This is a genomic window from Saccharothrix sp. NRRL B-16348, assembly GCF_001280085.1.
Classification (GTDB): Bacteria; Actinomycetota; Actinomycetes; order Mycobacteriales; family Pseudonocardiaceae; genus Actinosynnema.
On record NZ_LGED01000229.1, the window covers coordinates 18,209 to 41,365 of the forward strand.

General features: G+C 74.2%; 23 protein-coding genes. 8 read left to right on the forward strand and 15 right to left on the reverse strand.

The annotated features are described in order from the left end of the window. Positions 1 to 76: 76 nt before the first annotated feature. Positions 77 to 1,801 (forward strand): serine/threonine protein kinase, encoded by a 1,725-nt coding sequence (locus ADK67_RS34230; protein WP_197289754.1) that lies wholly within the window; start codon positions 77 to 79, stop codon positions 1,799 to 1,801. 1 nt (position 1,802) lies between these two features. Here ADK67_RS34230 and ADK67_RS34235 read toward each other — a convergent pair whose 3' ends face one another. The 5 genes from ADK67_RS34235 to ADK67_RS34255 are packed head-to-tail and all read right to left on the reverse strand — an operon-like array spanning position 1,803 to position 7,565. Continuing rightward, positions 1,803 to 2,921: a transglutaminase-like domain-containing protein gene (locus tag ADK67_RS34235; RefSeq protein ID WP_053720704.1), complete on the reverse strand. Its 1,119-nt coding sequence runs from the start codon at positions 2,919 to 2,921 to the stop codon at positions 1,803 to 1,805. Beyond that, positions 2,816 to 3,763: a hypothetical protein gene (locus tag ADK67_RS52885; RefSeq protein ID WP_197289755.1), complete on the reverse strand. Its 948-nt coding sequence runs from the start codon at positions 3,761 to 3,763 to the stop codon at positions 2,816 to 2,818. Before ADK67_RS52885 ends, ADK67_RS34235 begins: the two co-directional genes overlap by 106 nt. Beyond that, complete coding sequence (locus ADK67_RS34245; protein ID WP_053720706.1) at positions 3,760 to 4,806, reverse strand: DUF58 domain-containing protein; 1,047 nt, start codon at positions 4,804 to 4,806, stop codon at positions 3,760 to 3,762. Before ADK67_RS34245 ends, ADK67_RS52885 begins: the two co-directional genes overlap by 4 nt. A 3-nt stretch (positions 4,807 to 4,809) precedes the next feature. Further along, on the reverse strand, positions 4,810 to 5,751 hold the full coding sequence (locus tag ADK67_RS34250; RefSeq protein WP_053720707.1) for an AAA family ATPase: 942 nt from the start codon (positions 5,749 to 5,751) through the stop codon (positions 4,810 to 4,812). A gap of 5 nt (positions 5,752 to 5,756) precedes the next feature. Then, the gene (locus ADK67_RS34255) at positions 5,757 to 7,565 is read right to left on the reverse strand and encodes a fibronectin type III domain-containing protein (protein WP_063797826.1); all 1,809 of its coding nucleotides are present in this window, start codon (positions 7,563 to 7,565) and stop codon (positions 5,757 to 5,759) included. A gap of 64 nt (positions 7,566 to 7,629) precedes the next feature. On the opposite strand from ADK67_RS34255, the gene ADK67_RS34260 reads away from it, so the two are divergent. Further along, a complete protein-coding gene (locus tag ADK67_RS34260) occupies positions 7,630 to 8,058 on the forward strand; it encodes a hypothetical protein (RefSeq protein ID WP_053720709.1) in 429 nt (142 codons plus the stop codon). On the opposite strand, the gene ADK67_RS34265 is transcribed toward ADK67_RS34260, so the two are convergent. Then, positions 8,045 to 9,289, reverse strand: coding sequence for a sensor histidine kinase (locus ADK67_RS34265; protein ID WP_053720710.1), 1,245 nt, complete (start codon positions 9,287 to 9,289; stop codon positions 8,045 to 8,047). The genes ADK67_RS34260 and ADK67_RS34265 overlap by 14 nt on opposite strands. After that, entirely contained in the window at positions 9,286 to 9,942 is a 657-nt protein-coding gene (locus ADK67_RS34270) for a response regulator transcription factor (RefSeq protein ID WP_197289756.1), read from the reverse strand. Before ADK67_RS34270 ends, ADK67_RS34265 begins: the two co-directional genes overlap by 4 nt. Positions 9,943 to 9,982: 40 nt before the next feature. Between ADK67_RS34270 and ADK67_RS34275 the strand changes: the two genes are divergently transcribed. The 4 genes from ADK67_RS34275 (at position 9,983) to ADK67_RS34290 (ending at position 13,041) form a co-directional block, all read left to right on the forward strand. Beyond that, positions 9,983 to 10,663: an AfsR/SARP family transcriptional regulator gene (locus ADK67_RS34275; protein ID WP_053720711.1), complete on the forward strand. Its 681-nt coding sequence runs from the start codon at positions 9,983 to 9,985 to the stop codon at positions 10,661 to 10,663. 260 nt (positions 10,664 to 10,923) lie between these two features. Further along, on the forward strand, positions 10,924 to 11,787 hold the full coding sequence (locus ADK67_RS34280) for a type VII secretion protein EccE (RefSeq protein ID WP_157621101.1): 864 nt from the start codon (positions 10,924 to 10,926) through the stop codon (positions 11,785 to 11,787). After that, positions 11,784 to 12,356, forward strand: a complete 573-nt coding sequence (locus ADK67_RS34285) for a helix-turn-helix transcriptional regulator (protein WP_053720713.1) — start codon at positions 11,784 to 11,786, stop codon at positions 12,354 to 12,356. Before ADK67_RS34280 ends, ADK67_RS34285 begins: the two co-directional genes overlap by 4 nt. A 13-nt stretch (positions 12,357 to 12,369) precedes the next feature. Then, positions 12,370 to 13,041, forward strand: a complete 672-nt coding sequence (locus ADK67_RS34290) for a response regulator transcription factor (RefSeq protein WP_053720714.1) — start codon at positions 12,370 to 12,372, stop codon at positions 13,039 to 13,041. Between the two features lie 74 nt (positions 13,042 to 13,115). On the opposite strand, the gene ADK67_RS34295 is transcribed toward ADK67_RS34290, so the two are convergent. The 5 genes from ADK67_RS34295 to ADK67_RS34315 form a co-directional block, all read right to left on the reverse strand. After that, positions 13,116 to 13,616, reverse strand: a complete 501-nt coding sequence (locus ADK67_RS34295) for a hypothetical protein (protein ID WP_157621104.1) — start codon at positions 13,614 to 13,616, stop codon at positions 13,116 to 13,118. 120 nt (positions 13,617 to 13,736) lie between these two features. After that, complete coding sequence (locus ADK67_RS34300) at positions 13,737 to 14,687, reverse strand: ornithine cyclodeaminase family protein (RefSeq protein WP_197289757.1); 951 nt, start codon at positions 14,685 to 14,687, stop codon at positions 13,737 to 13,739. Next, on the reverse strand, positions 14,663 to 15,754 hold the full coding sequence (locus ADK67_RS34305) for an alanine racemase (RefSeq protein WP_053720716.1): 1,092 nt from the start codon (positions 15,752 to 15,754) through the stop codon (positions 14,663 to 14,665). Before ADK67_RS34305 ends, ADK67_RS34300 begins: the two co-directional genes overlap by 25 nt. Continuing rightward, positions 15,751 to 16,395 carry a helix-turn-helix transcriptional regulator gene (locus ADK67_RS34310; protein ID WP_053720717.1) on the reverse strand — a complete coding sequence of 215 codons (645 nt, stop codon included), beginning with the start codon at positions 16,393 to 16,395 and terminating at the stop codon, positions 15,751 to 15,753. Before ADK67_RS34310 ends, ADK67_RS34305 begins: the two co-directional genes overlap by 4 nt. A 276-nt stretch (positions 16,396 to 16,671) precedes the next feature. Next, a complete protein-coding gene (locus ADK67_RS34315; protein WP_053720718.1) occupies positions 16,672 to 18,135 on the reverse strand; it encodes an aminotransferase class I/II-fold pyridoxal phosphate-dependent enzyme in 1,464 nt (487 codons plus the stop codon). Positions 18,136 to 18,254: 119 nt separating this feature from the next. Here ADK67_RS34315 and ADK67_RS34320 point away from each other — a divergent pair, with 119 nt between their 5' ends. After that, positions 18,255 to 18,821 carry a Rho termination factor N-terminal domain-containing protein gene (locus tag ADK67_RS34320; RefSeq protein WP_053720719.1) on the forward strand — a complete coding sequence of 189 codons (567 nt, stop codon included), beginning with the start codon at positions 18,255 to 18,257 and terminating at the stop codon, positions 18,819 to 18,821. 97 nt (positions 18,822 to 18,918) lie between these two features. On the opposite strand, the gene ADK67_RS34325 is transcribed toward ADK67_RS34320, so the two are convergent. From ADK67_RS34325 to ADK67_RS34335, 3 genes are read right to left on the reverse strand one after another with little or no spacing between them, the layout of a single operon-like run. After that, complete coding sequence (locus ADK67_RS34325; RefSeq protein ID WP_082404252.1) at positions 18,919 to 19,593, reverse strand: cation transporter; 675 nt, start codon at positions 19,591 to 19,593, stop codon at positions 18,919 to 18,921. After that, positions 19,590 to 19,922: a Cd(II)/Pb(II)-sensing metalloregulatory transcriptional regulator CmtR gene (gene cmtR, locus ADK67_RS34330; protein ID WP_053720720.1), complete on the reverse strand. Its 333-nt coding sequence runs from the start codon at positions 19,920 to 19,922 to the stop codon at positions 19,590 to 19,592. Before cmtR ends, ADK67_RS34325 begins: the two co-directional genes overlap by 4 nt. An 8-nt stretch (positions 19,923 to 19,930) precedes the next feature. Continuing rightward, positions 19,931 to 20,797 carry a hypothetical protein gene (locus ADK67_RS34335; protein WP_053720721.1) on the reverse strand — a complete coding sequence of 289 codons (867 nt, stop codon included), beginning with the start codon at positions 20,795 to 20,797 and terminating at the stop codon, positions 19,931 to 19,933. 232 nt (positions 20,798 to 21,029) lie between these two features. Between ADK67_RS34335 and ADK67_RS34340 the strand changes: the two genes are divergently transcribed. After that, on the forward strand, positions 21,030 to 23,129 hold the full coding sequence (locus tag ADK67_RS34340) for an amylo-alpha-1,6-glucosidase (RefSeq protein WP_053720760.1): 2,100 nt from the start codon (positions 21,030 to 21,032) through the stop codon (positions 23,127 to 23,129). Positions 23,130 to 23,157 lie beyond the last annotated feature (28 nt).

Here is a 23,157-nt window from a genome sequence, read left to right on the forward strand (position 1 = left end):
GTCGCCAGTGGTGGTCGTGCGGCAGCTACCGGACACGGCGCGGGGCGGCTGGACGCGCTGCGGCACCGTGGGGACAATGAGCACCGCGATGGCCAATCCTCAAGGCAACCACCTAGTGCCACTGGGCAGCGGCCCGGTGGCGACGGTGTACGCGGGCGCCGGGACCGCGTACAAGGCCTTCCCGACGGCGCTGGACCGACGCACGCGTGCCGCGCTGGAGCGGGAGATCGGCAAGTGGCGGCGGGTGCCGTTCACCCCGGTCGTGCGGGGCGTGGAGGAGCTGGCGGACGGCGTGACCGCGGTGTGCTCCGAGCTGTGCCGGTACTCGCTGGCGGCGCGGGTGCGGCACGAGGGCGCGTTGCCGGTGGCCGAGGTGCTGGACCTGGGGCAGGTGCTGGCGGAGGCGTTGAGCGCCGCGCACGCCGCCGGACTGGTGCACGGCGGCGTCACCGCGACCAACGTGCTGTTCCGGGCGTCCGGCGAGCCGGTGCTGGCCGACGGCGGGCTGGTGGCGCGGCGCGCGTTCCCGACCGACCCGCCGGTGGACTTCGCCGCTCCGGAGACCGTGCGCGACGCGGTGCGTGACGCGCGGACCGACCTGTACGGCCTGGGCGCGGTGCTGTACCTGGCGCTCACCGGCGAGGTGCCGTACCCCGGTCGGATGGGGGAGCGGGCGGAGGAACACCTGTTGCGCGTGCTGGGCGCCCCGGTGCCGGAGGTGGGGCGCGCCGACCTGCCCGCGGGCCTGTCCGACCTGGTCCGGGCGCTGCTGGCGAGGGAGCCGGACTCCCGGCCGACCGATGTGGCGGCACGGCTGGCGGCGATCGCGGGCGTGGGCTTCGACGACTTCGCCGACGCGGCCTACTTCCCGACCACGACGGCGACTGCGCCGAGCCTGCCGTTCACCACGATGCCGACCGCGCCGCCGGGCCCATCGCCTTACGCGCGACCGAGCACCACACCACCCGCGCCGCCACCGGCTGGCACCGAGCCCGGATTGCCCGCGCCTCTACCGCCTTTCGCGTCGCCGTTCGGCACCGAGCCCGGATTGCCTGCAGCCCCAGCGCCGTTCACGCCGCCGGTCGGCACCGAAGTCGGATTGCCTGCGGCCCCAGCGCCGTTCACCCCGCCGTTCGGCACCGAGGTTGGAGCGCCCGCGCCTCCACCGCCTTTCGCGCCGCAGGTCGGCACCGAGCCCGCGTCGCCTGAGGCTCGACCGCCGTTCGCCCCGCAGCCGATCCCGGACCAGACCGCGCACGTGCCGGCGACCGAAGGTTTCCTCGCCGCCACCCCGCCCGCGCCGAGCCCGCCGCAGGAGACCTACCTGGCCATTCCTCCCGCCCCGCCGGTCCGGATGCCCCTGGCCGAGGTCAAGCCGACCGGGAAGGACCCGGAGCGGACCGGGCGGCTCGGGTTGGTGGCAGGCATCGCGGGCGCGTTGGTGTTGTTCGCCGCCGCGCCCTTCCTGCTGCTCGGCGAGGACGCGCCGCCGCCCGCGCCCGCCGCGCCGACCATGAACTCGCCCACCGAGAACGCGCCGGTCCGGATCGAGCTGGAAGTGGTCGAGGAAACCGCCGAGTACGTGCGGCTCGCCTGGCGCAGCACGGCCGAGCTGGACTACGTGGTGATCGTGGCGCCCGACGGCCAACCCAACCGGGCGACGGTGCAGTTGCGCGAGCAGACCATGAAGATCCCGGTCGAGCCCGGCCGCAAGTACTGCTTCGAGGTGCAGGGCACCGACCGCGACCACGTCTACTCCAGCCAGCCCAAGGGCATCCGCGACGCGGTCTGCAAGAAGTAGCTCAGTACCGGAACAACGCCCGCAACCGCTCCTTCACCGGACGGCGGGCCAACCCGGACCGCACCGCCTTCACCGAGGCCCACGCGTGCGCCCGCGCGTCGACCGGCGCGCCCGACCACAGCGCGGCGTCGACCGCCATCGCCAGCCCCGACAACGCGTCCACCGTCGACGGGTCCACGACCGGCCGCGCCGCGGCGGCGGCGTCCCGCACGGTCATCGCCGACGTCACCGCCACCCCGTGCCGGCGCAGACGATCGCGCGCCTCGGCCCACGCGTCCGCCACCGTCCCGGAACGCCGCCGACGCCACGACCGCACCCAGGCCACCAGCGGCACGCCGACCAACCACCCGGCGGGCGGCAGCACGACCAACCACAGCAACGCCGCCCACGGCACGCGCACCGGCGGGTCGACGTCGCCGTCACCGGACGGCGGCAGCACGGGCGGCGCCAGCTCCTCCACCGGCGGCAGCTTCTCCCGCGCCTCCTCGGTCACCTCCGCCAGCCCCGCCGAGGCCGACGACACCCGCGCCGACCCCGTCGGGTCCAACGCCACCCAGCCGACACCGTCCACGGCCACCTCGGGCCACGCCATGGCGTCACCGTTGCGCACCACCGCCTCGTCACCCGAGCCGGCGAACCCGACCACCAACCGCGCCGGGATCGCCAGCACCCGCGCCATCGCCACGTAGGCCGCCGCGAACTGCTCGCTCGTCCCGCGCTTGTCGACCAGCAGGAACCGCTCCAACTGCGGCCAACCGTGCCCGACCGGCAGGTCGCCGGACGTCACCAGCTCGTACTCGCGGCGCATGTGCTGCTCCAGCGCCAACGCGGTCTGGAACGACGACCGCATCCCCCGCACCGCGCCCTTCGCCAACGCCTCCACCCGCGGTGGCACCTGCCCGACGCCGGCGAACCCGCCCGGCGCGGACGGGTCGATCGCCTTGCCCATCAACGTCTCCGGCTCGACCCGCGGCTCCCACCACGTCACCGTGTACGACGAAGCGTCCTTCGCCATCAACGTGCCGCGCGCCGGGTCGACCAACGCCTCCACCCCGTCCACCGCGGCGGGCCGCGCCTGGCTCGGCAGCCACGGACCGCCCAACGACCCCAGCAGCTCCACCCGCGCCGACCGGGAGACCGAGCCGCCGACCTCGGACGGCAGCCCCACGTCCGCCGCAGCTCGCCGCCGGGCGTCCAGCTCACCCCGTCGAACTCGTCCAGCACCGCGATCGGCCACCGGTCGACGGGTTCCGCGTCGGCCGTCGCGTACTCGAACACCGGCGTCGACGGGTCGGCCATCCGCGACGCGAGCAGGTCGAGCGGACTGGCCACCGGCTGGGACGCCAGCGGCGCCGACTCGCCCGTCCGCAACGACCAAGCCGGACCCGACGACACCACACCCAGCGCCACCGCGCCGACGACACCCAGCGCGACGGCCGCCCACGGCACGTCCCGCGCCACGACCACCACACCGCACGCCGCGAACGCCAGCGCCGCCAGGATCGCCGCCACACCACCGGCCGCCGCGTAGGCCTGGCTCAACACCACGACGCCCAACGCGGGCACGAGCGCGACCAACGGCGCACGCAGCCGCAACAGCAGCTCGACCCCGAACACCGCGGCGGCCAGCACCAGCAGCGGCACGAACACGACGACCTCGGGCTCCGGCCGCGCCGGCCACGTCGTCTGCAAGGCCAGCCGCCACGACTCCGTCACCCCGGCGAACACCGCCGACGGCTCGGCGCGCAAGGCGACCAGCACCCCCGCCATCCCGGCCACGGCCGCCGCCACCGCGCGCCACGCCTCACGCGACCGCAGCCACAGCGTCACACCCAGCGCGGGCAGCACGGCCGCGCCGACCGGCAGCAGCAACGCGCCGACCCCGAACACCGGCCCGAACAGCAGACCCGCCACCGCGGCCGCCGCGTGCACGGCGACCGTCCCCCGAACGGCCACGCTCACCTCACCGCCTCGTTCCACCAGCGCACCGCCCGTTCGGCGTCCGGCGCCCAGATCACCCGCGCGCCGACGACCTCGCCGGGACCTCCGAGCGAGAACACGACGTCCGGCCGCAGCGGCGCGATCGCGTCCAGCGGACCCGCCGTCACCACCACCAGGCTGCCGGGCGGCCGGGCCGGCAACGCCGAACCCGGACGCACGTCCAGCACGCACAGCTCGTCCATCAACCGCCGTGCGCCCAGCACCCCGCCCCGCACGGTCACATCCGCGCCGCACGGCGTCAGCAGCCGGCCGTGGCGACCGGCGACGACACCCGCGTGCAGCAGGGACGCGGCGATCTCCACGGCCTCCTCGAAACCCTTGTCGTGCCGGGTGTCCAGCAGCAGCGTGAACCGCGGCTGGTCGGGGTCGGCGTAGTCGCGCACCATCAGCTTCCCGGTCCGCGCGGTCGCCTTCCAGTGCACCAGCCGCACCTCGTCGCCGGGCACGTACTCGCGCACCTCGCGCAGGTCCAGCGAGCCGCGCGGCGACTGGTCGGTGGTCGGCCCGTCGTGGTGGTGCCGCCGGTAGCCGCCCGTGAACGGCCGCGCCGGGTGCAGCCGCGGGTGCACCCACAGCGTCACCGTGTCGCCGGTGTCCACCAGGTTGCGCACCAGGCCGAGCGGGTCGGCGCGTTCGATCGCCAGCGGGCCGACGGTGTGCTTGCCGCGCGACGTGGTCGGCAGCTCGTACCGGTACACCGCGTCGGTCCGCACGACCACGCCGCGCACGTGCGGCCCGCACCGGTCCCGCGCGGTGAAGCCGCCGCCCGCGTGCCGCACGTCCAGCCGCGCCAACGCGGGCTTGCCGCGCTCGACCCGGTCCGGGTAGACGTCACGCCGCACGTCGACGCGCGGACGTCGGGCCGCGACGGCGAACGCCGCCACCACCGCGCCGACCGACAGCCCGGCCAGCGCCTGGAACAGCGGGTAGCCGGCCGCGAAACCGCCGACACCGCACAACAGGGCCACGACGAGCACGGCGACGCCGCGCCGGGTCAACCGCACCGGTCAGCCCGCCGCGAGCGGTGCCGCGACCGTGCCGAGCACCTCCGCGACCACTTCGGAGGGTCGGCGCTGGTTCAGCTCCGCGTCGGGGGTGAGCACCAACCGGTGCGACAGCACGGGCTCGGCCACGGCCTTGATGTCGTCCGGCGTGACGAACAGCCTGCCCTCGGTCGCGGCCAGCGCCTGCCCGGCCCGCACCAGGGCGATGCTGCCGCGCGGGCTCGCGCCCCAGCGCACGGCGGCGTGCTCCCGGGTGGCCGCGGCGAGCCGCACGGCGTACTCGACGATCGCGGGCGCGATGTGCGAGCCGCGGACCTCGGTGATCGCCTCCCTCAACGTGGGGATGTCGATCACCGGTTCGAGGTCGTCCGGGCCGACCCGCGCCGCGTCGCTCATCACCACCAGCACCTCGGCGGCCAGGTCCGGGTACCCGACGGACAGGCGCATCAGGAACCGGTCCAGCTGGGCCTCGGGCAGCCGGTAGGTGCCCTCCATCTCGATCGGGTTCTGGGTGGCCACCACCAGGAACGGGTGCGGCACCTCGTGCGACGTCGAGTCGACCGTGACCCGCCGCTCGCTCATCACCTCCAGCAGCGCCGACTGGGTCTTCGGCGTGCCCCGGTTGACCTCGTCGGCCAGCACCACGTTGGCGAACACGCCGCCGGGGTGGAACTCGAACCGCTCGGTCTTCTGGTGGTACACGGTCACGCCGGTGATGTCACCGGGCAGCAGGTCGGGGGTGAACTGGATGCGGTGCCACGTGCCGCCGACGCTGCGCGCCAGGCACCGCGCCAACGTGGTCTTGCCCAGGCCGGGCACGTCCTCGATGAGCAGGTGCCCCTCGGCCAGCAGCGCGGCCACGGCGAGCCGCACCACCTCGGGCTTGCCGCGCACGACCCGCTGCACGTTGTCCGCGATCGCCCGGTAGGCCTCGGCCGCGCGCATCCCGCTCACTCCCATTCCAGGCGGTTGGATTCGACGTCGCCGACGGTAACCCAGACGGTGTGGCCGACGCCGTGGTAGTAGAAGGCGTTGAAGGTTGCCCGTCCCTCGGCATCCGTCGTGAAGCCGTGTCCGGGGTTGTCGTAGCCGTCGGCCGTCGAGTGCGGATAGGCGTCGTAGGACGTTTCAGGCTCGAAACCCGTCACGACGACGTGCATCCAGTAGCAGTCGGATTCACTGCACCTATCTGCCAGGGGTCCCTTGGAGAGGGTGATCGACCTCGAGGACGGCTGCGGTGCCGTGCGGACGACGGCGGGTGTCCCGCGTCCCGCGCGGTTCTCGGCGACCACGGTCACCGTGAACGGGACGTCCGCGCCGGACCAGATGCCCGGGATGACATAGGACAAGGGCCCGCTTCCGGGCACCGTGGCCGCACCCGGCAGGGAACCGTCGTCCCGGCTCCACGACACGTGGTAGGCGGTGATCGGGGCGCCGTTGTCCAGTGCCGCCGCCCAGGTCACGGTCGCGTCCACGACCTGCGTCGTGATGGAGACCTGGAGGTTGCCCGGCATGCTCGGCGGGCTGGCGGGCACCACCGGCGGCGGTGGCGGGGTCTGCCGGCGGGTCGGCAGCTGGACCGTCGGCTGGTTGCCCTGCGGCAGTTGTTGCGTGGTGGTCGGCTGGGCCGTCGTCTCCGACGGCGGCTGCGTGAGGGCGCGGGACGAGGTCAGCCGCGTGCCGTTCACCGGCACCGGGGTCACCTTGCCCTCGGGGTCGACGACCAGCACGTGCTTGCCCTCGCCGCCCTCGACGTAGACGCGCGCGTCCTCGCCCTTGGTCAACCGGGGCGTGCCGCGCTCGGCGGGCACGGGTGTCTTCTGGCGCTTCCCGCCGGTGCTGTCGTAGGTGTACAGCGTGCCGTTGCGCTGGTCGAGCACGGCCACGGTGGTGCCGGTGGACAGCGGCCCGGTGTAGTCGCCGGGGTCGAGCGGCACGATCACGATCTCCGCCGGCGGCCGGTCGCCGACCACGTCGGCGCTGTCCACGAGGTGCAGCTTGCCCCTCGGGTCGAGCACCGGCACGCGGCCCGCCACGTCGCCGGGGCCGATCTTCGCGTCGTCGGGCACGTCCGCGCCGAGCGGCTTCATCCGGCTCATGTTCTCGGCCAGGTGCATCGTGTCGGACGTGGTGTCGACGAACACCGGCTTGTCGCCGACGACGGTCAGCCCGCCCGCGTGCCCCGAGGCGACCGTCGCCGGGCACGACGGCGCGGTGGTGCCCTGCGCCAGCCGGCACAGCCTGCCGCTCTCCGCGTAGTGCAGCCACACCGTGCCGTCGGGCGTGGCCACCGGGTTGCCCAGCCGTTCGCCGGTCGCGATCGGCTCCGCGCGGTCGGCGCCGAGCCGCACCACCTTGCCCGCCTCGCGGTAGACCAGGTACGGGCCGCCGGTGACCTCCAGGGCTACCGGCACCTCGTCGTCGGACGGCGCCGCGGTGGTCCCCTCGACCCGCAGCGTCGACTTGCCGAACTCCGTGTACTTGCCGCGCCCGACGACGTAGCCGCTGGTGTCGCCCTGCACGACCAGGCTGCCCCGGTCGGCGTCCGGCACGGCGACCTCGGCGTTGACCTGCTTGGTCGAGCCGTCGATGTGGAACACCTTGCCCAGCGCCGAGTTCAGCACCCAGTGCCCCGGTTTCAAGAACTCCAGCTCCGGCACACCCGACGCCCCGCCGATGGCCAAGCCGACCACGGTGAGGCTGCCCGCGGTCAGCAAGGCGACCGGCACGCGGCCACGCCACTTCGCGGAAATCCCCATAACACCGACCCCCTAGTCTGCGATCACGTAGCGTATGGCACCCGATACAGAAACGGTCCAGCCCTTGACTCGTCCCCGGTTCCTGCTGCTCCTCGGCGTGCCGGCGGTGGTCGCGGTGCTCGTCCTCGCGGTCCTGCTGACCGGCGAGCGCGACGTGCCGGTCGCCGACCTGCCACCGACGCCGACCGTCGTCGCCACGTTGACCCTGGAGCCGCGGCTGCCCGCGGCGGGCGACGAGGTCGTGGTGCGCGCCTCGGTCGCCGCCGACCGGCCGATCACCGTGCGCGCGTTGACGGTCCAGGTCGTGCAGCGCTCGACCAACGCCTCGCACGACTTCCCCGAGGTGCGCGACCACGCGATCGGCACCACCACGCAGGAGATCACGTTCCGGCGCTCCTTCGACGCTCCCGGCGGGTACACGTACTACCTCGCGTACCGGTTGGACGACGACTGGGTGCGGCTCAAGCCGTGGGAGACGTTCACGGTCCGCTGACCGGCAGGGACAGCTCGAAGATCGCCCCGCCTTCCTCGGCGTTGTACACCCGCAGCGTGCCGCCGTGCGCCAGGGCGACCCAGCGCACGATCGCGAGCCCCAGCCCGGCGGACGCGCCGGAGGTGGTGAACCGGTCGAACACGCGCTCGGCGGCCTCCGGGTCGATGCCAGGCCCGTTGTCCGCCACCGTCACCCGGCCGCCCGCGACCGTGATGTGCACCCTCGCGTCGCCGTCCGGGCGGCGACCGTGCCGCAGCGCGTTGGCCAGCAGGTTGCCGATCGCGCGCTGCAGCAGGGTCGGGTCGGCGTTGACCATGGTCGGCGCGGCGGCGACGGTGACCTCGACGTCCGGCGCGGGCGTCTCCTCGACCACCACCGCGACCAGTTGGTCCAGCCAGATCGGCTGGATCGCGAGGTGCTCGACGCCCGCCGCCAGCCTGGCCCGCACCAGCAGGCCGTCGATGATGCCGCCCATCCGCGCGGCCAGCCCGACCGTGCGCGGCAGCAGTTCGGCGTGCTGGTCGGGGTTGCGCATCGCGGTCTCGGCCAGGGCGCGCAGCGCGGCCACCGGTGTGCGCAGGTCGTGCGCGGTTTCCGCGAGCAGCACCTCCTGCTGCTCCAACGCCGCCGCGGCGGGCCGGATCGCGCGGCCCGACAGCACGTGCCCGGCGAGGCCGAGCGCGACCACCAGGACCAGGCAGCCGCCGACGACCCGCCACACCACGCCGAGGTGGCGTGCCCGTTCGGGGGCGAGGTCGGTGAACGCGACGATCGCGCCGATCACCTCGCCGGACTCGGTCTTCAACGGCTCGGCGCGGACCCGCAGGCCGTCCTTCGGGCCGGTCACCAGGGCTTCCTCGGCCACCGCCGTGGCCGCCAGGGCGCTGAGCACGCCCATGTCGGCGTTCACGCAGGTCCGTTCGCTGCGGTGGCTGCCGAACTCGCGGGTCGCGCCGCCGGACAGGATCACGAACTGGGGGCAGGAGCGGTTCACCTGGTCGCCCACGAGGTCCGCGGTGATCAGCGAGTCGTCGTAGTCGATGAGCCTGCTCACCACGGCGGTGACGCGGTGCAGGTCGGCGTCCAGCTTCTCGACGCCCTGGTCGCCGTCGTTCTCGATCACCAGGATGGCGAACACCAGGAGTCCGGCGGTGTTCATCGCGGTGAACAGGACGGTGAGCAGGCGACGCAGTGAGCGCAGCCGTGCCGCGGAGCCGCTGGCGCTGGTCATGCCGCGCCCAACCGGTAGCCGTGCCCGTGGACGGTGTGGATCAGCTCCGGCTCGTGCAGCTTGCGGCGCAGTCTCTTGATCACGGCTTCCACCACGTTCGCCATCGGCTCGTCGTCCCAGCAGTGCTCGATCAAATCGGCGCGGGTGACCACCTGCCCGACGTGCGCGGCGAGGTACTCCAGCACCGCGAACTCCAGGCCGGACAACGACAGCAGCACGCCGGCGCGGCGCACCTCGTGCCGGATGCAGTCGACCTCGAGGTCGGCGTGGCGCAGCACGGTCGGCCGCGCGACGCCCGCGCGGCGGCACAGCTTGTGCACCCGCGCGGTCAGCTCCTCGACGGCGAACGGCTTGACCAGGTAGTCGTCGCCGCCGTGGGCGAAGCCCGCCACCCGGTCGCCGACGGTGTCCCGCGCGGTGAGGAACAGCACCGGCGTCGTCCAGCCCTGTGCGCGTCTTTCCTGCACGTAGTCGATGGCGTCGTCGTCGCCCAACATCCGGTCGAACACCACGCACGCGTAGTCGGCGCGGGCGAACGCGTGGTCGGCGGCGGGGAGGTCGGCCGCGGTGTCCACCTCCAGCCCCGAGCCGCGCAGCTCGGCCGCCACGGCGACCCGGAGGTTCTCGTCGTCCTCCACCACCATCACCCGCATGTCATCAGAACCTCATGTGTCGTGACGGATCGTTCGTGGCGTGATCTTCCGAGTCCTCGGCCCGCAAGCCGGGCCGCGCAAGCCCGCCACCCTGCTGGCCACGTTGCTCTTGCACGCTAACGCCTGGGTGAGCCTAGACGAGCTGATCGACCAGATCTGGCAGGAACCGGCCGCACCGGCGTCGGCCTCGCGGAACGTGCGCACGTACGTCTGGCAGGTGCGGCAGGTCGTGCCCGCCGGGCGCATCGACGCCCGGCCCGGGTCCTACCGGCTGCGCGTCGCGCCGGGCGAGGTGGACGCCGACGTGGCCCGGTCGCTGCTGGAGCGGTCCGCCCGGGTGCCCGGCGAGGAGTCCGTCGGCTGCTTGACGGCGGCGTTGGAGCTGTGGCGCGGCACGCCGTTCGCGGAGCTGCGGGCGGAGACGGCGTTGACGGCGACGGCTTGGCTGCACGAGCTGCGGTGGGAGCTGCGGGAACGGTTGGCGGACGCGTACACGGCGGTGGGCAGGCACGGCGAGTCGATCGCGGTGCTCCGCACGCTGATCGCGGAGGACCCGTTGCGCGAGGGGACGTGGGCGCGGTTGGTGCGGGCGCTGCACGCGGCCGGGCGGCGGGCGAACGCGCTGTCGGAGTACCAGCGGGTGTGCGACTTCCTGGCGGCCGAGCTGGGCGTCGAGCCGGGGCCGGAGCTGGTGCGGGCGCGGCGGGAGGTGGCGGCGTGATGGCGGTGACGTCGGGGCGGGCCGCGGGGTCGCGTGTGGAAGGTGCCGCGGGGTCGGGAGTGGCGGGCGCCGCGGGGTCGCGAGTGATGAGCGTTGTGGGGTCGGGAGTGGAGATCGCGGGGTCACGAGCGGTGAGCGTTGCGGGGTCGCAAGTGGAGGTTGCTGCGGGGCCGCGTGTGCCAGGCACTGCGGGGTCGCGTGAGGGAGGCGCTGTGGTGTCACGAGTGGCGGGTGCCGTGGAGCCGCGGGTGGGAGGCGGCGTGGCCACCAGGTTCGTGTGCGCCCAGCTCGCCGTGCTCGCGGTGCTGTTCGGGGTCGGCTCGCCGTGGCCGGTGGCGGTGCCGTTGTGGGTGGCGGCGGCGGTCGTGCTGACGCTGGCCCTGGGCCGGTGGCGGCGGCGGTGGGCGTCCGAGTGGGCGTGGCGGTACGTGGCGTTCCGGGTTCGGCGGCGGCGGACCGGCGGGCTGCTGGACGTCGTCGCGCCCGGCGCGTGGGTGGAGGGCGACCACGTGCACGGGCCCGGCGGGGTCGTGGCGGTGCTGCGGCCGCGGCTGGCCGCGCCGCGCGTCCTCGCCCGGCTGGCCGGTCCGGACGTCCGGGTCGTCCTGCACGTCGGGCGCGGCCAGGTGCGGCGGCCGCGGGCGTGGGTCGCGGTGCAGGCGAAGCGGACGCCGGAGCTCTGGCACGACGACGAGGTCGTCCGCGTGCTCGGCAACGCGACCCGCCGCACCCGCCGCGAGCTGCGCCGCCACGGCGTGGCCGCCGACCTGCTCGCCGAAGAGGACCTGGTCACCACGATCGCCGCGCTCGGACACGTGACCGGGCACCGGGAGGTCCGCGAGGACTGGCGGTACTGGCACAGCGGGCCCGTCGCGCAGGCCTGCTTCCGGCTGCCCGGCACGACGGCCCGCGCCGCCGTCGACTGGCTGCTCACCGCCGCGCCCGGCGTCGCGGTGACCGTCGCGCTCACCGCGGACGACGCCGTGGTGCGCATCGCGGGCGCCGCCGAAGCCGCCGTGGAAGCGGCCGTCGTCGTGCTCTCCGCGCACGTGCGACTCGAACGACTGGATGGACTGCACGCCCGGGGCGTCGCCGCCTCGCTGCTCATCGGAGGTGTCCTGTGATCAAGGTGTTGCCGACCGGCGTCGACGCGCTGCTCGCGAAGGCCCGCGCCGAAGTCGTGGTGATGGCCACCGGCGGGATGTCGTTGCGCCGCATCGACCAGGCCAACCTGCGCCGCGGCGTGCGCTACCGGGTGCTGCTGCCCGACGCGCTGCGCCCCTCCGCGCTGACCCTGGCGCCGTGCGACGTCCGCACGTTGCCGCAGGTCCCGATGGACGCGATCGTCGTCGACGGTGTCGCCGCCGTGCTGCCGGCCGACCAGGGCGTGGCGGTGTTCCGGCTGCCCAGCGTGGTGCGCGCGGCGGTCGAGCTGTTCGAACGCGTCTGGCCGGAGGCGGTGGCCGCCTACGACGTGGCCGACGACTGCGAGCTGTCCCGGCGTGAGCAGGAGCTGCTGACGCTGCTGTTCGCGGGCAGCACGGACGAGGCCGCCGCGGCCCGGCTGGACGTGTCGGTGCGCACGGTCCGGCGCATGGTCGCCGACATCATGAACCGCCTCGGCGCGCGCAGCCGGTTCCAGGCGGGCGCGAAGGCCGCCGACCGGGGCTGGCTGCTGCAACGGGCGGGGTGACTACGGTGGGGGCGTGCGCATCCTGGTGACCGAGGACGACAGGGACCTGCTGTTCGCGGTGGCGGTGTCGTTGCGCGGCGCGGGTTTCGCGGTCGACACGGCAGCGGACCTGGCGAGCGCGGACGAGGCGCTGGCGGTCAACTCCTACGACTGCGCGGTGTTCGACCGCATGGTGCCGGGCAGCGGCACGTCGGGGCGCGTCGACACCCTGGACTACGTCCGGCAGCGCCGCCGGACCGGGCTGCGGGTGCCGGTGCTGTTCCTGACCGCGCTGGACGGCGTGGGGCACCGGGTCGAGGGCCTGGAGGTCGGCGACGACTACCTGGTGAAGCCGTTCGCGATGGAGGAGCTGGTGGTGCGGGTGCGCCTGCTGTGCCACCGGCGGGAGATCGAACGGCCCGCCGTGCTGCGGCACGCGGACGTGGAGCTGGACGCCGGCACGCGGCAGGTGCGGCGCGCCGGCGTCCTGCTGACGTTGACCCGGCGCGAGTACCTGGTGCTGGAGCTGCTGCTGGCCAACGCGGGGCGGCCGGTGTCGCGGGACGACCTCATCCGGCACGCGTGGGACGAGATGGCGCGACCCGCGACGAACGTGCTGGACGTGCTGATGGCGGGGCTGCGCCGGAAACTGCGCCAGCCGCCGCTCATCCACACCGTGCGGCAGGTCGGGTACCGCCTCGGCTGAGCCGGGGGTGACACCGGGTGCTGCCTCGGCTGGGCCGGGCGTGACGCCGGGGCGCTGCCTCGGCTGGGCGGGCGTCACCCGGTGACCATCCGCACGATCGCCGTCCCGGCCGTGACGCCGACCATCTGCACGGCGAGCACACCGGCGCGCGGTTCGGGCGGCCCGGACGGCTTGGTCGAGCACGACATGCCGCCGCCACCGGGGACGAACGTCGCCGTGCAGTGCCCCTTCAGCGATCCGCTGCCACCGCCGATGGCCGACGTCAGCTCGAACTCGATCCCGTCCGCCAGCACCGCCCGCACCGCGAACGTGCCCGGTCCGACCGATCCGCCCAGCGGGATGTCGACCGGGCCGGACAACGCCACCTCGCACGTCCCGTCGGCGCACGCCGCGTAGTTCGTGCCGTCCGCGGCGGTCGGCGGCGGGGGAGTGGTGGTCGTGGTCGTCGTCGTGGTCGTAGTGGTGGTGGTCGCGGCGGGAACGGCGCGGCCTGACACGGTGCCGCAGCCCGCCGCGGCGAGCGCGGCCAGCACCCCGCCGACGAGCAGCAGCCGGTCCACAGTGGATGGTGTCATGCCGTCCAGCGTGGCAGGTTCCCCGCGACCTTCCCCGCCGCGGCCGGAACCTGCCAACCACGCCGCGCCCGCGTGGAGCAGGAGGCCTTCCGTCGCACGTCGAGCACCGCGACCGCACGGTCACCCTGCTGGTGGCGGGGTGAGCCCGGCGGCGCGCAGGAGGGCCACGCCGAGGTGCAGGTCTTGAAGCGCGATGCCCGAGCTGTCGAACACCGTCACGTCCTCGGGCGACGACCGGCCCGCCGCGCGGCCCGCGAGCACGTCGCCCACCGCGGTCGGCCGGGCGTCGGGCACGTGCTGGAACTCGCCGATCGCCACGGACTGCGCCGGCCAGTCGCAGAACAGCCGCGCGGACGCGAGCAGCTCCACCGGCAGCTCCTGCTTGCCTTTGGCGTCGGAGCCCATGCTCGCCACGTGCGTGCCCGGCCGCACCCACCCCGCCTCGAACAACGGTGCACGCGCGGTCGTCGCCGTGACGATGACGTCCGCCGACCGGCACGCCTCCTCGGGCCCGGTGAGCACCGCCGCCAGCCCTTCCGCGGCCAGGTCGGCGACGAACCGCGCACCCCGTTCGGCGTCACGCGCCACCACGTGGACGACCTCCAGGTCGCGCACCCGGGCCAGCGCCACGCACTCGTGCCACGCCTGCGGGCCCGTGCCGAAGACCGCCAACGACCGCGCGTCCGGCCGGGCCAGCACGTCGGCGGCCACGGCGTCGGCCGCGGCGGTGCGGAACGCGTTCGCGTAGCCCGCCTCGACCACCGCCCCGATCCGGCCGGCGGACTGGTCGAACAGCAGGATCACCGAGTTGTGCCGGGGCAGCCCGCGTTCGGCGTTGCCGGGCCAGTAGCTGCCGACCTTCACCCCGGCCGCCCGCGCCGCGGCGGCCGACTTGACCGTGAACCGGTTGGCGGGCGACGACCCGTGGCCGACCACGGCCGGGAACAGCACGCCGCCGTCCGCCGCTTCCAGCAACGCCGACAGAGCGGCTTCGTAAGCCAGCTCCCGGGTCACCAGCGCGCGGGTCTCCTCCTCCGACAGGTAGATCACCAGCCGTTCACCCGCTGCCACGTCGTGCCCGCGTCACCGGCGAGCTGGTAGGTGTCGTGCTGCGCGGCCGTGGCGCACGCGTGGTTGGGCAGCACGCGGACCCGCGTGCCGACCGGCAGCTCGGGCAGCGGGTGGTCGCTGCCGGGCCGCATCGACAGGGTGCCGTGCTCCTGGCTGGCGTCGGTCATCAGCAGGTCGGGGAACGGTGGGCCGTCCAGCGGCGCGACGAGGCCGTAGCCCTGGTCGACCGGCTGCCGGGACGTGCCGCGGTCGCGCGAGGTGGCCATCCAGCCGCCGTCGGTCATGACCTTGCCCGGCCGGTGGCCGATCACCGTGACCACGACGGACAGCGCGAGGTCGTCCACCGAGCACACGCCGATGCCCGCCATCACCAGGTCGAAGAACACGAAGTTGCCCGCGCGGACCTCGGTCACGCCGGTCAGGTCGGCCACGGCGTGCGCGGTCGGCGTCGAGCCGATGCTCACCACCGGGCAGGCGAACCCGGCCGCCCGCAGGTCTTCGGCCACGCGGACGGCGGCGGCGCGTTCGGCCTCGGCCGCCCGCACCAGGGCGTCACGGGTGTAGCAGAAGTACGACTCGCCCGCGTGGGTCAGCACGCCGCGCAGCTCGGCGCCGTCGAGCGCGGCGGCGATCGCCGTGACGTCGGGCGAGCCGGGCAGCACGCCGCCGCGGTGGCCGTCGCAGTCGACCTCGACCAGGGCCGGGATCGCGATCCCGGACGCGGCCGACGCCTCCGCCACCGCACGGGCCTGCGCGACGTTGTCCAGCAGCACCACCAGGTCCACGCCGCGCCGCCGCAGCGCCAGCACGCGGTCCAGCTTGGCCGGCGCGATGCCGACCGCGTAGACGATGTCGGTGAACCCCGCGTCGGCGAACGCCTCGGCCTCGCGCAGCGTCGACACCGTGACGGGGCCCGTGCCGCCGTCGAACACCAGCCGGGCCACGTCGACCGACTTGGCCGTCTTCACGTGCGGGCGCAGGGGAGTGCCGTGCGCGTCGAGGTGGGCGCGCAGGCGGTCGACGTTGTGCCGCACCTTCGCCTCGTCCACGAGCAGGTAGGGGGTCATCGCTCCTCATCGGTCGGTTCGGTCCGGCACGTGGCCAGGTCGGCGTAGAGGGAGGCGCGCGAGATGCCGAGCCGTGCCGCGACCTTCGGCGCCGCGCCGCGCAGGCGGAACACGCCGCGCCGGTCGAGCGCGCGCAGCAGGCGCAGGCGTTCGGGTCTGCCCAGCCCCGTGACCGGCTTGGCCAGGGCCAGTTCCTCGGCCCGCACCACGGCGTCGAGGACCTCTTCGACGTCGTCGGTGAACGTCGTGGCCGTCGGCGCGACGTCGCCGCCGGCCAAGTCCGCGAGCAGGTCGCCGACCTGGCGCAACGCCGTGACGTCCAGGTTCACGCACAGCGCGCCGAACACCGTGCCGCGCTCGTCGCGCAACGGCATGGTGGACGACTTGATCAACCGACCGTCCGGCGTGCGGGTCAGGTAGTTGAGCTCGTCGACCGCCTCGTCGCCCGCGGCGAGCACGGCCAGCCCGATCTCGCTCATCGCGCCGCCGACCCGCCTCCCGGTCACGTCGCCCGCCACCGCGACCACCGAGTGGTCCGGCTGCCGGTAGTCGTGCAGCACCACCTCGCACGACCGGCCGAACGTCGCCGCCAAGCCGGGCACCACACCCTTGAGCGCCGTCAGGATCGCGTCCGCCGTCATGCCCGCAGTCTAGACATAAAGTCTGACTTCTGGACACTTGGTCCAAGTCGTGCGGGCGCCGACGTGCTCACCGGCGACGATCCCGACTACTCGGCCACCGGGCTGTTCGAGCTGTCTCCGGCGGGGACCGCGGGCATGGTGGGCGGCGCGGCGCCGAATACCGCGGTGCACGTGTGGGCGTCGCGGCGGTGGCGGCGGTCTTGCTGGCAGTCGCCGAGTTCACGCTGGTCGGCGACCTGGTCTCGGTGGCGGAGGAGAACGCGGAGTGGCCGGCCGTCACCGCTCCCGGACGACGACCCGGACGGACGTCAGCCCGGGGTCGCTGGGGTCGGGTAGCTGCATCCCGGCGTCCAGCCCGGTGCGCACGTAGTCCAGGACGTCCTTCGTGATGACCTCGCCCGGCAGCACGGCGGGCGCGCCCGGCGGGTACGGCGTGATCATCTCCGCCGAGATCCGACCGACCGCCCGGTCCGCGTCGACCTGCTCGACGTGCGCGAAGAACGCGTCACGCGGCAGCATCGCGGTCTCCAGTTGCAGCTCGTCCGGCGACGGCAGGTCGACCGGCTTCGGCCGGGGCAGCCCGTCGGCGGCGTGGACGAGCGCGTCCAGGGCGTCGAGCAGCGCGGTGGCGGTGCGGTGGTCGTCGGCGTGGGTGAGCTGGGCGACGACCCGGCGGTGGTCGGACAGCCCCACGGTGACCCGCTGGTGCTCGCGCAGCCAGTCCGCGGCCTGGTAGCCGCTGATATCCGACCCGGACACGTCGATCACCACCTTCAGCGGGTCGACGGACTTCGCCAGGTCCGGGCCGGTGAACTCGTCGCCCATGACCCGCAGGCCGGGCAGTTCGGCGATGGCCGCGCGGGTGGACCGCGCCAGCGCCAGCGCGGCGGTCAGCAGGTCCTCGCCGTGCTCCACCATCTGCCGGCGCCAACCGTCCAGCGTGGCGTAGACCAGGGACGTCGGGCTGGTCGTGCCGAGCAGGTCCTCGCGGGCCTTGAGCACCGCCGGGTCGACCCGGTCGCCCTGGAGGTGGAACACCGAGCTCTGCTCCACCGCCGCACCCGACTTGTGCACGCTGGTCACGCACAGGTCGGCGGCGGCGTCCATGGCCCACGGCAGGTCCGGGTGGAACGGCAGGTGCGCGCCCCACGCCTCGTCCACGATCAGCGGCTTGCCGAACTCGTGGCACACGTCGGCGACCGCCCGGATGTCGCCGCACGTGCCGTAGTCGGTCGGGGTGACCAGCAGCATCCCCTTCGCCTCGGGCTCCGCCTCGAACAGCGCGCGCACCCGGTCGGGCCCGGGCGGGTGGGCCAGGTGCAGCTCGGCGTCCCAGTGCGGGGAGACCCACACCGGCGAGACGCCGCTGAGGATCAGCCCCGAGATGACGGACTTGTGCGCGTGCCGCGGGACGAGCAGCTTCTCGTGCGGACCGGCGACCGACAGCATCGCGCTCTTGACCGACAGCGAGCTGCCGCACGTGGAGAAGAACGCGTGCTCGGCGTGCACGGCGTCGGCCATCAGCTCCTGGGCGTGCTGGATCACGCCCTGGCTCATCCGGCGGTCGTCCAGGCCGTTGAGCGCGATGACGTCGGAGGCGAACACCGCCTCGCCGACCACGTCGAGCACCCTCGGGTCGACACCGCGGCCCTGCCGGTGCCCCGGTGGGTTGAACGGCACGTAACCGAGGTCGCGGAACGCGCGCAGCGCTTCGAGCACCGGAGCTTCGCTGTGGTCCATGACGGGTGGTTAGCCCGAACGGCCCGACCTTGAACCGGCGACCGCCCGCGTCGGCGGTCCCGTCGCGACGAATCGCACGGTCGTCCTGGGGTAGCCCACCCGGGCGAAAGGAGGACGACATGGCCAAGCAGCAGGTGAAGGACGACAAGGCGGCCATGGCCGACATGACCGTGGCCGAGTTGCGCCACAAGGCGTCCGAACTGGGCGTGCACGGTGCTCACGACATGCACAAGGACGATCTCGTGCAGGCCGTCGCGCGAGCCATGGGCGAGCGGGGCGCGCCGCGCCCGCGTGGTGAGGACGACGCGGGCGGCGGCATCCGCGGCGGCAAGAAGTCGTCCAAGAGCCTCAAGTACGCCCAGGAGGTCACCTCGACCGAGGACGAGCCCGAACGCGCCGGTCGCAGCCTCGCCACCACCAGCCACGACGTGATCCGGGAGTGGGCCGAGCGGCGCGACGCCGCACCGGCCGCCGTCGAGGGCACCGAGCACGGCGACCACCTCGGCGTGCTGCGCTTCGACTTCCCCGGCTACGACAGCGGCGACCGGTTGCGCCAGGTCACGTGGGACGAGTGGTTCGACACGTTCGACCGGCGCGGGCTGAACTTCATCTACCAGGAGCAGCGCGCCGACGGCTCGCCGAGCAACTTCTTCCGCCTGGAGAACCCGGACCGCGAAGACGCCTGACCGTGCCCGACCACCCAAGAGGCTGACCACCAAGACGCCTGACGGAGCCTGACCGCGAAGCCGCCGGCGCCCCACCACCGGGGCGCCGGCGGCCGCGTCAGCAGCAGTGGTCGCCGCGCCAGGCTTCCCGGCCCTCCTTGACCGCCACGGCGGCGATGACGAGCGCGGCCAGCGGGTCGGCCCACCACCAGCCGAGGGTGCTGTTGAGGACCAGCCCGACCAGCAGGACGGCGGACAGGTACGTGCACAGCAGCGTCTGCTTGGAGTCGGCGACGGCGCTGGTCGAGCCGAGTTCGCGGCCCGCCCGGCGTTGCGCGCGCGAGAGGACCGGCATCACCACCAGTGAGACGGCGGCGAGCACGATGCCGACCGTGGAGTGGTCGGCGGCCTGCGCGCCCAGCAGGGCGCGGACCGACTCGACCGTCACGTAGAGCGCCAACGCGAAGAACGACAGAGCGATCACGCGCAGCGCGACCCGTTCCCTGGCTTCGTGGTCCTTGGCGGAGAACTGCCAGGCGACGGCGGTCGCGGAGGCGACCTCCACCACCGAGTCCAGGCCGAAGCCGATCAGCGCGGTGGACGAGGCGATCGTCCCGGCGCTGATCGCGATCACCGCCTCGACCACGTTGTAGGCGATCGTGGCGCCCACGAGCAGGCGGACCCGCCGGGTCAGGACGCCGCGGCGGTCTGGCGCCAGGACCGGTTTGGCCTCGACGGCGCAGCAGCCGTCCGCGCAGGTGGACGTGGCCGTGGGTGACGTCTCGCCGATCATCGGGCCACCACCGCGTCGTCCACGCAGTCCTCCGTCGGGTCGACGGCGAGGACCACGTCGAGCAGTTCGCCGATGGCACGGGCCAGGTGCGGGTCGGCGATGTCGTAGCGCACCTGGCGGCCCTCGTAGGTGGCCACGACCAGCCCGCAGCCGCGCAGGCAGGACAGGTGGTTGGAGGCGTTGGACCTGGTCAGGCCCAGTTGCTCGGCCAGTCGCGCCGGGTAGCCGGGACCGTCGAGCAACGCGACGAGGATGCGGCACCGGGTCGGGTCGGCCAGCGCCCGCCCGAGCCGGGCGAGCGCGGTCTCCCGCGTTTCACAGGTCAGCACCCGTCGAACTATACAGCCTCCGCTGTACCTTCGGCCACGTGCGCCGAGCCCGTCCGCTGGGCCGGGATGTCGTCCAGCGGCGCGTGCAGCAACGGGTCCGCCTCGGCCAGCAGCTCCCGCGCGCCGCGCAGCCCGGCCGCGATGCGGTCACGGCGGGCGCGCAGCTCGTCCACCCGCTGCCGCGCCTCGGTCACGATCCGCCGCGCGTGGTCCTCGGCCGCGCGGACCAGTTGATCCGCCCGCGCCCGGGCGGCGGCCTCCTGCGCGGCCATCGCCGCCATCGACTCGGCCCGCCGCGCGCTCATCGCCAGCTCGAAGTCGACCTGGACCTCCTCGCGGATCGCCGCCGCCCGCTCGTCCAGCTCACGCCGCCGCTGCTCGGCCTCCCGCGCCGTGGCCAGGATCCGGTCACCGGCCTCCCGCATCAGCGTCCGGTGCTCGGCCTCGGCCTTGCGCCGCTGGGCGTCGAGTTCGGCGACGAGCCGTTCCGACCGCTCGCGCACCCGTGCCGCGGCCCGTTCCGCGGTGGCCCAGTGGTTCTCCGCGACCGCCTGCGCCCGCGCGGTGATCTCGGCCGCCTCTTCGTGCGCGAGCTCCGCCATCCGCCGCAACCGCGCGGTGAGCGCGTCCGGCTCGATCGGCGTGCGGGAGATCCGGTCGACGTGCTCCCGCAGCACGCGGATCTCCGCGCGGGCGGTCTCCAGTTGACGGGCGAGGTCGTCGGCCCTGGCCTCGGCCGCGTCGCGGTCGACCGCCAGCACGCGGAGCTCGGCCTCGACGCCCTCGACGTAGCGCCGCACCTGGCTGCGGTCGTAGCCGCGCCACGCCACGTCGAAGTCCGCCCGCAACGGCACCAGGTCCCCGTCCACCGCCATCAGCGCAGCACCTCCAGTGATCGATGTCCTGATCGTCGCGCCGGAGGTCGACCGAGCGACACACCTTCCGCCGCAACGCTTTTACCGTACTTCGACACCCCACCGCCGGTTCGCGCCGGGCTGCCGCCGAACAGCGCAACCACCACTGCCCCGCACGGCGGCTCCCGTTCCCGATCCGTTGGGCAGAGTGGTCCGGCATGGTGATGAAGGAGGACCGCGGGTGACCGCCGACCTGCCGCCGGACCCGTTCAACGCGGGCGAACCGGCGCTCACCGGCGGCACCACGACGGTGGTCGAGGGCGGCACGTTCTGCCTGTCGACCGGGACCGGAGACGTCGAGCCCGGCACGCCGCACGGCCTGTTCTTCCGCGACGCGCGCGTGCTGTCGCGGTGGCAGTTGAGGGTGGACGGTCGGGTGCCGCACTCGTTGGCGGTCTCGCACCCGGAGGCGTTCGCGGCGCGGTTCGTGCTGCGCAGGCCGCCGGCCGCGGGTGTCGCCGACAGCACGCTGCTGGTGGTGCGGGAACGGCTGGTCGGCGACGGGATGCGGGAGACGATCACGGTCGACAACCTGGGCCGTGAGGCCACCGCCGTGCGGCTGGAACTGCACGTGGACGCGGACTTCGCCGACCTGTTCGCGGTGAAGGAGGGCCGGGCCGCGCACGGCGGCGCCGACGTCACCGCCGCCGGACCGGAACTGGTGCTGCGCGACCGCGAGGACGCCTCGCGCGGGGTGTCGTTCACCGCCGGCGCCGATCCCGTCGTGGTGCCGGGCACGCTGAGCTGGCACGTGGTCGTGCCCGCGGGCGGCCGGTGGTCCACCGAGGTGGTCGTGCGGCCGACCGTCGACGGCCGGCCCGTCCCATCCCTGTTCCACCGCGGCGAGCGGATCGAGGCCAGCGGCCCGGCGCGCAAGATCCGGGCGTGGCGTGCGGCCAGCACCTCCGTCACCGCGACCGACCCGGTGCTCACGGGAGTGTTGCGCCGCACCGAAAGCGACCTCGGCGCGCTCCAGATCCACGACCCGGCGCGGGACGGCCGGCCGTTCGTCGCGGCCGGCGCGCCGTGGTTCATGACCCTGTTCGGCCGGGACAGCCTGCTGACCGCGTGGATGGCGCTGCCGCTGGACGTCGGCCTGGCGCTGGGCACGCTGCAGACGCTGGCCGAGGCGCAGGGCCGGGTGGTCGACCCGCTGACCGAGGAGGAACCGGGCCGCGTCCTGCACGAGCTGCGCCGGGGCCCGGACAGCGCGGCGGTGCTGGGCGGCGACCACTACTACGGCACGGCCGACGCCACGCCGCTGTTCGTGATGCTGCTGGCCGAGTGCCGGCGGTGGGGCGCGGACCCTGAGGTGGTGCGCTCCCTGCTGCCCGCCGCCGACGCCGCGCTCGCGTGGGTCGACCACTACGGCGACCGCGACGGCGACGGGTTCGTCGAGTACCGCCGCGCCACCGACCGCGGCCTGGTCAACCAGGGCTGGAAGGACAGCCCCGACGGCGTCAACGACGCCTCCGGCGGGCTCGCCGTCGCCCCGGTCGCGTTGTGCGAGGTCCAGGGGTACGTGCACGCGGCGTTGCTGGGCCGGGCGGAGCTGGCCGAGGGGTTCGGCGACGAGGTGACCGCCGCCCGCCTGCGCCACCGCGCCGACGACCTGCGGCGACGGTTCGCCGAGGCGTTCTGGCTGCCCGACCGGGGCTGGTACGCCGTGGCGCTCGACGGCCGCAAGCAGCCGGTCGACGCGCTGACCAGCAACATCGCCCACTGCCTGTGGTCCGGCATCGCGACGGACGAGCACGCGGCCGCGGTGATCCGACGCCTGGCCGAGCCCGACATGGACACCGGGTACGGCCTGCGCACGCTCGCGTCCTCGATGGGCGCGTACAACCCGATGAGCTACCACAACGGGTCGGTGTGGCCGCACGACACGGCCATCGCCGTGGCCGGGCTGCTGCGCTACGCCCACCTGCCCGGCGCGGTCGACCTCGCCCACCGCCTGGCCGACGGCCTGCTCGACGCCGCCGCCGCGTTCGGCGGCCGCCTCCCCGAGCTGTACTGCGGCTTCTCCCGCGACGACTTCAGCCCACCCGTGCCCTACCCGACGTCGTGCTCACCGCAGGCGTGGGCCAGCGCGGCACCGTTGCTGCTGGTCCGCGCGTTCCTCGGGCTGGAACCCGACGTACCCAACCGCACGGTGACCACCAAGCCGCAGCTGCCCCCGCGCTGGGGCGAGCTGACCCTGGCAGACCTCAGGCTGGGCGACGTGACCGCGCACATCACCGCGGCCGGCGAGAAGGTCGTGGTCTCCGGCCTGCCGCCCGACTGGACGACGTGAAACCCCGCACCCCGGGTTTGAGTCGCCC

Bases quoted from the DNA above. Each gene is read 5' to 3' on its own strand.
- ADK67_RS34250 (WP_053720707.1), bottom strand. From the start codon at position 5,751: ATGCGCGCGGCCGAGGCCTACCGGGCGATCGCGGACAACGTGCAGCGG.
- ADK67_RS34320 (WP_053720719.1), top strand. From the start codon at position 18,255: ATGGCCAAGCAGCAGGTGAAGGACGACAAGGCGGCCATGGCCGACATG.
- ADK67_RS34305 (WP_053720716.1), bottom strand. From the start codon at position 15,754: ATGACCCCCTACCTGCTCGTGGACGAGGCGAAGGTGCGGCACAACGTC.
- ADK67_RS34295 (WP_157621104.1), bottom strand. From the start codon at position 13,616: ATGACACCATCCACTGTGGACCGGCTGCTGCTCGTCGGCGGGGTGCTG.
- ADK67_RS34230 (WP_197289754.1), top strand. From the start codon at position 77: ATGAGCACCGCGATGGCCAATCCTCAAGGCAACCACCTAGTGCCACTG.
- ADK67_RS34310 (WP_053720717.1), bottom strand. From the start codon at position 16,395: ATGACGGCGGACGCGATCCTGACGGCGCTCAAGGGTGTGGTGCCCGGC.
- ADK67_RS34270 (WP_197289756.1), bottom strand. From the start codon at position 9,942: ATGCGGGTGATGGTGGTGGAGGACGACGAGAACCTCCGGGTCGCCGTG.
- ADK67_RS34255 (WP_063797826.1), bottom strand. From the start codon at position 7,565: ATGGGGATTTCCGCGAAGTGGCGTGGCCGCGTGCCGGTCGCCTTGCTG.
- ADK67_RS34265 (WP_053720710.1), bottom strand. From the start codon at position 9,289: ATGACCAGCGCCAGCGGCTCCGCGGCACGGCTGCGCTCACTGCGTCGC.
- ADK67_RS34315 (WP_053720718.1), bottom strand. From the start codon at position 18,135: ATGGACCACAGCGAAGCTCCGGTGCTCGAAGCGCTGCGCGCGTTCCGC.
- ADK67_RS34325 (WP_082404252.1), bottom strand. From the start codon at position 19,593: ATGATCGGCGAGACGTCACCCACGGCCACGTCCACCTGCGCGGACGGC.
- ADK67_RS34335 (WP_053720721.1), bottom strand. From the start codon at position 20,797: ATGGCGGTGGACGGGGACCTGGTGCCGTTGCGGGCGGACTTCGACGTG.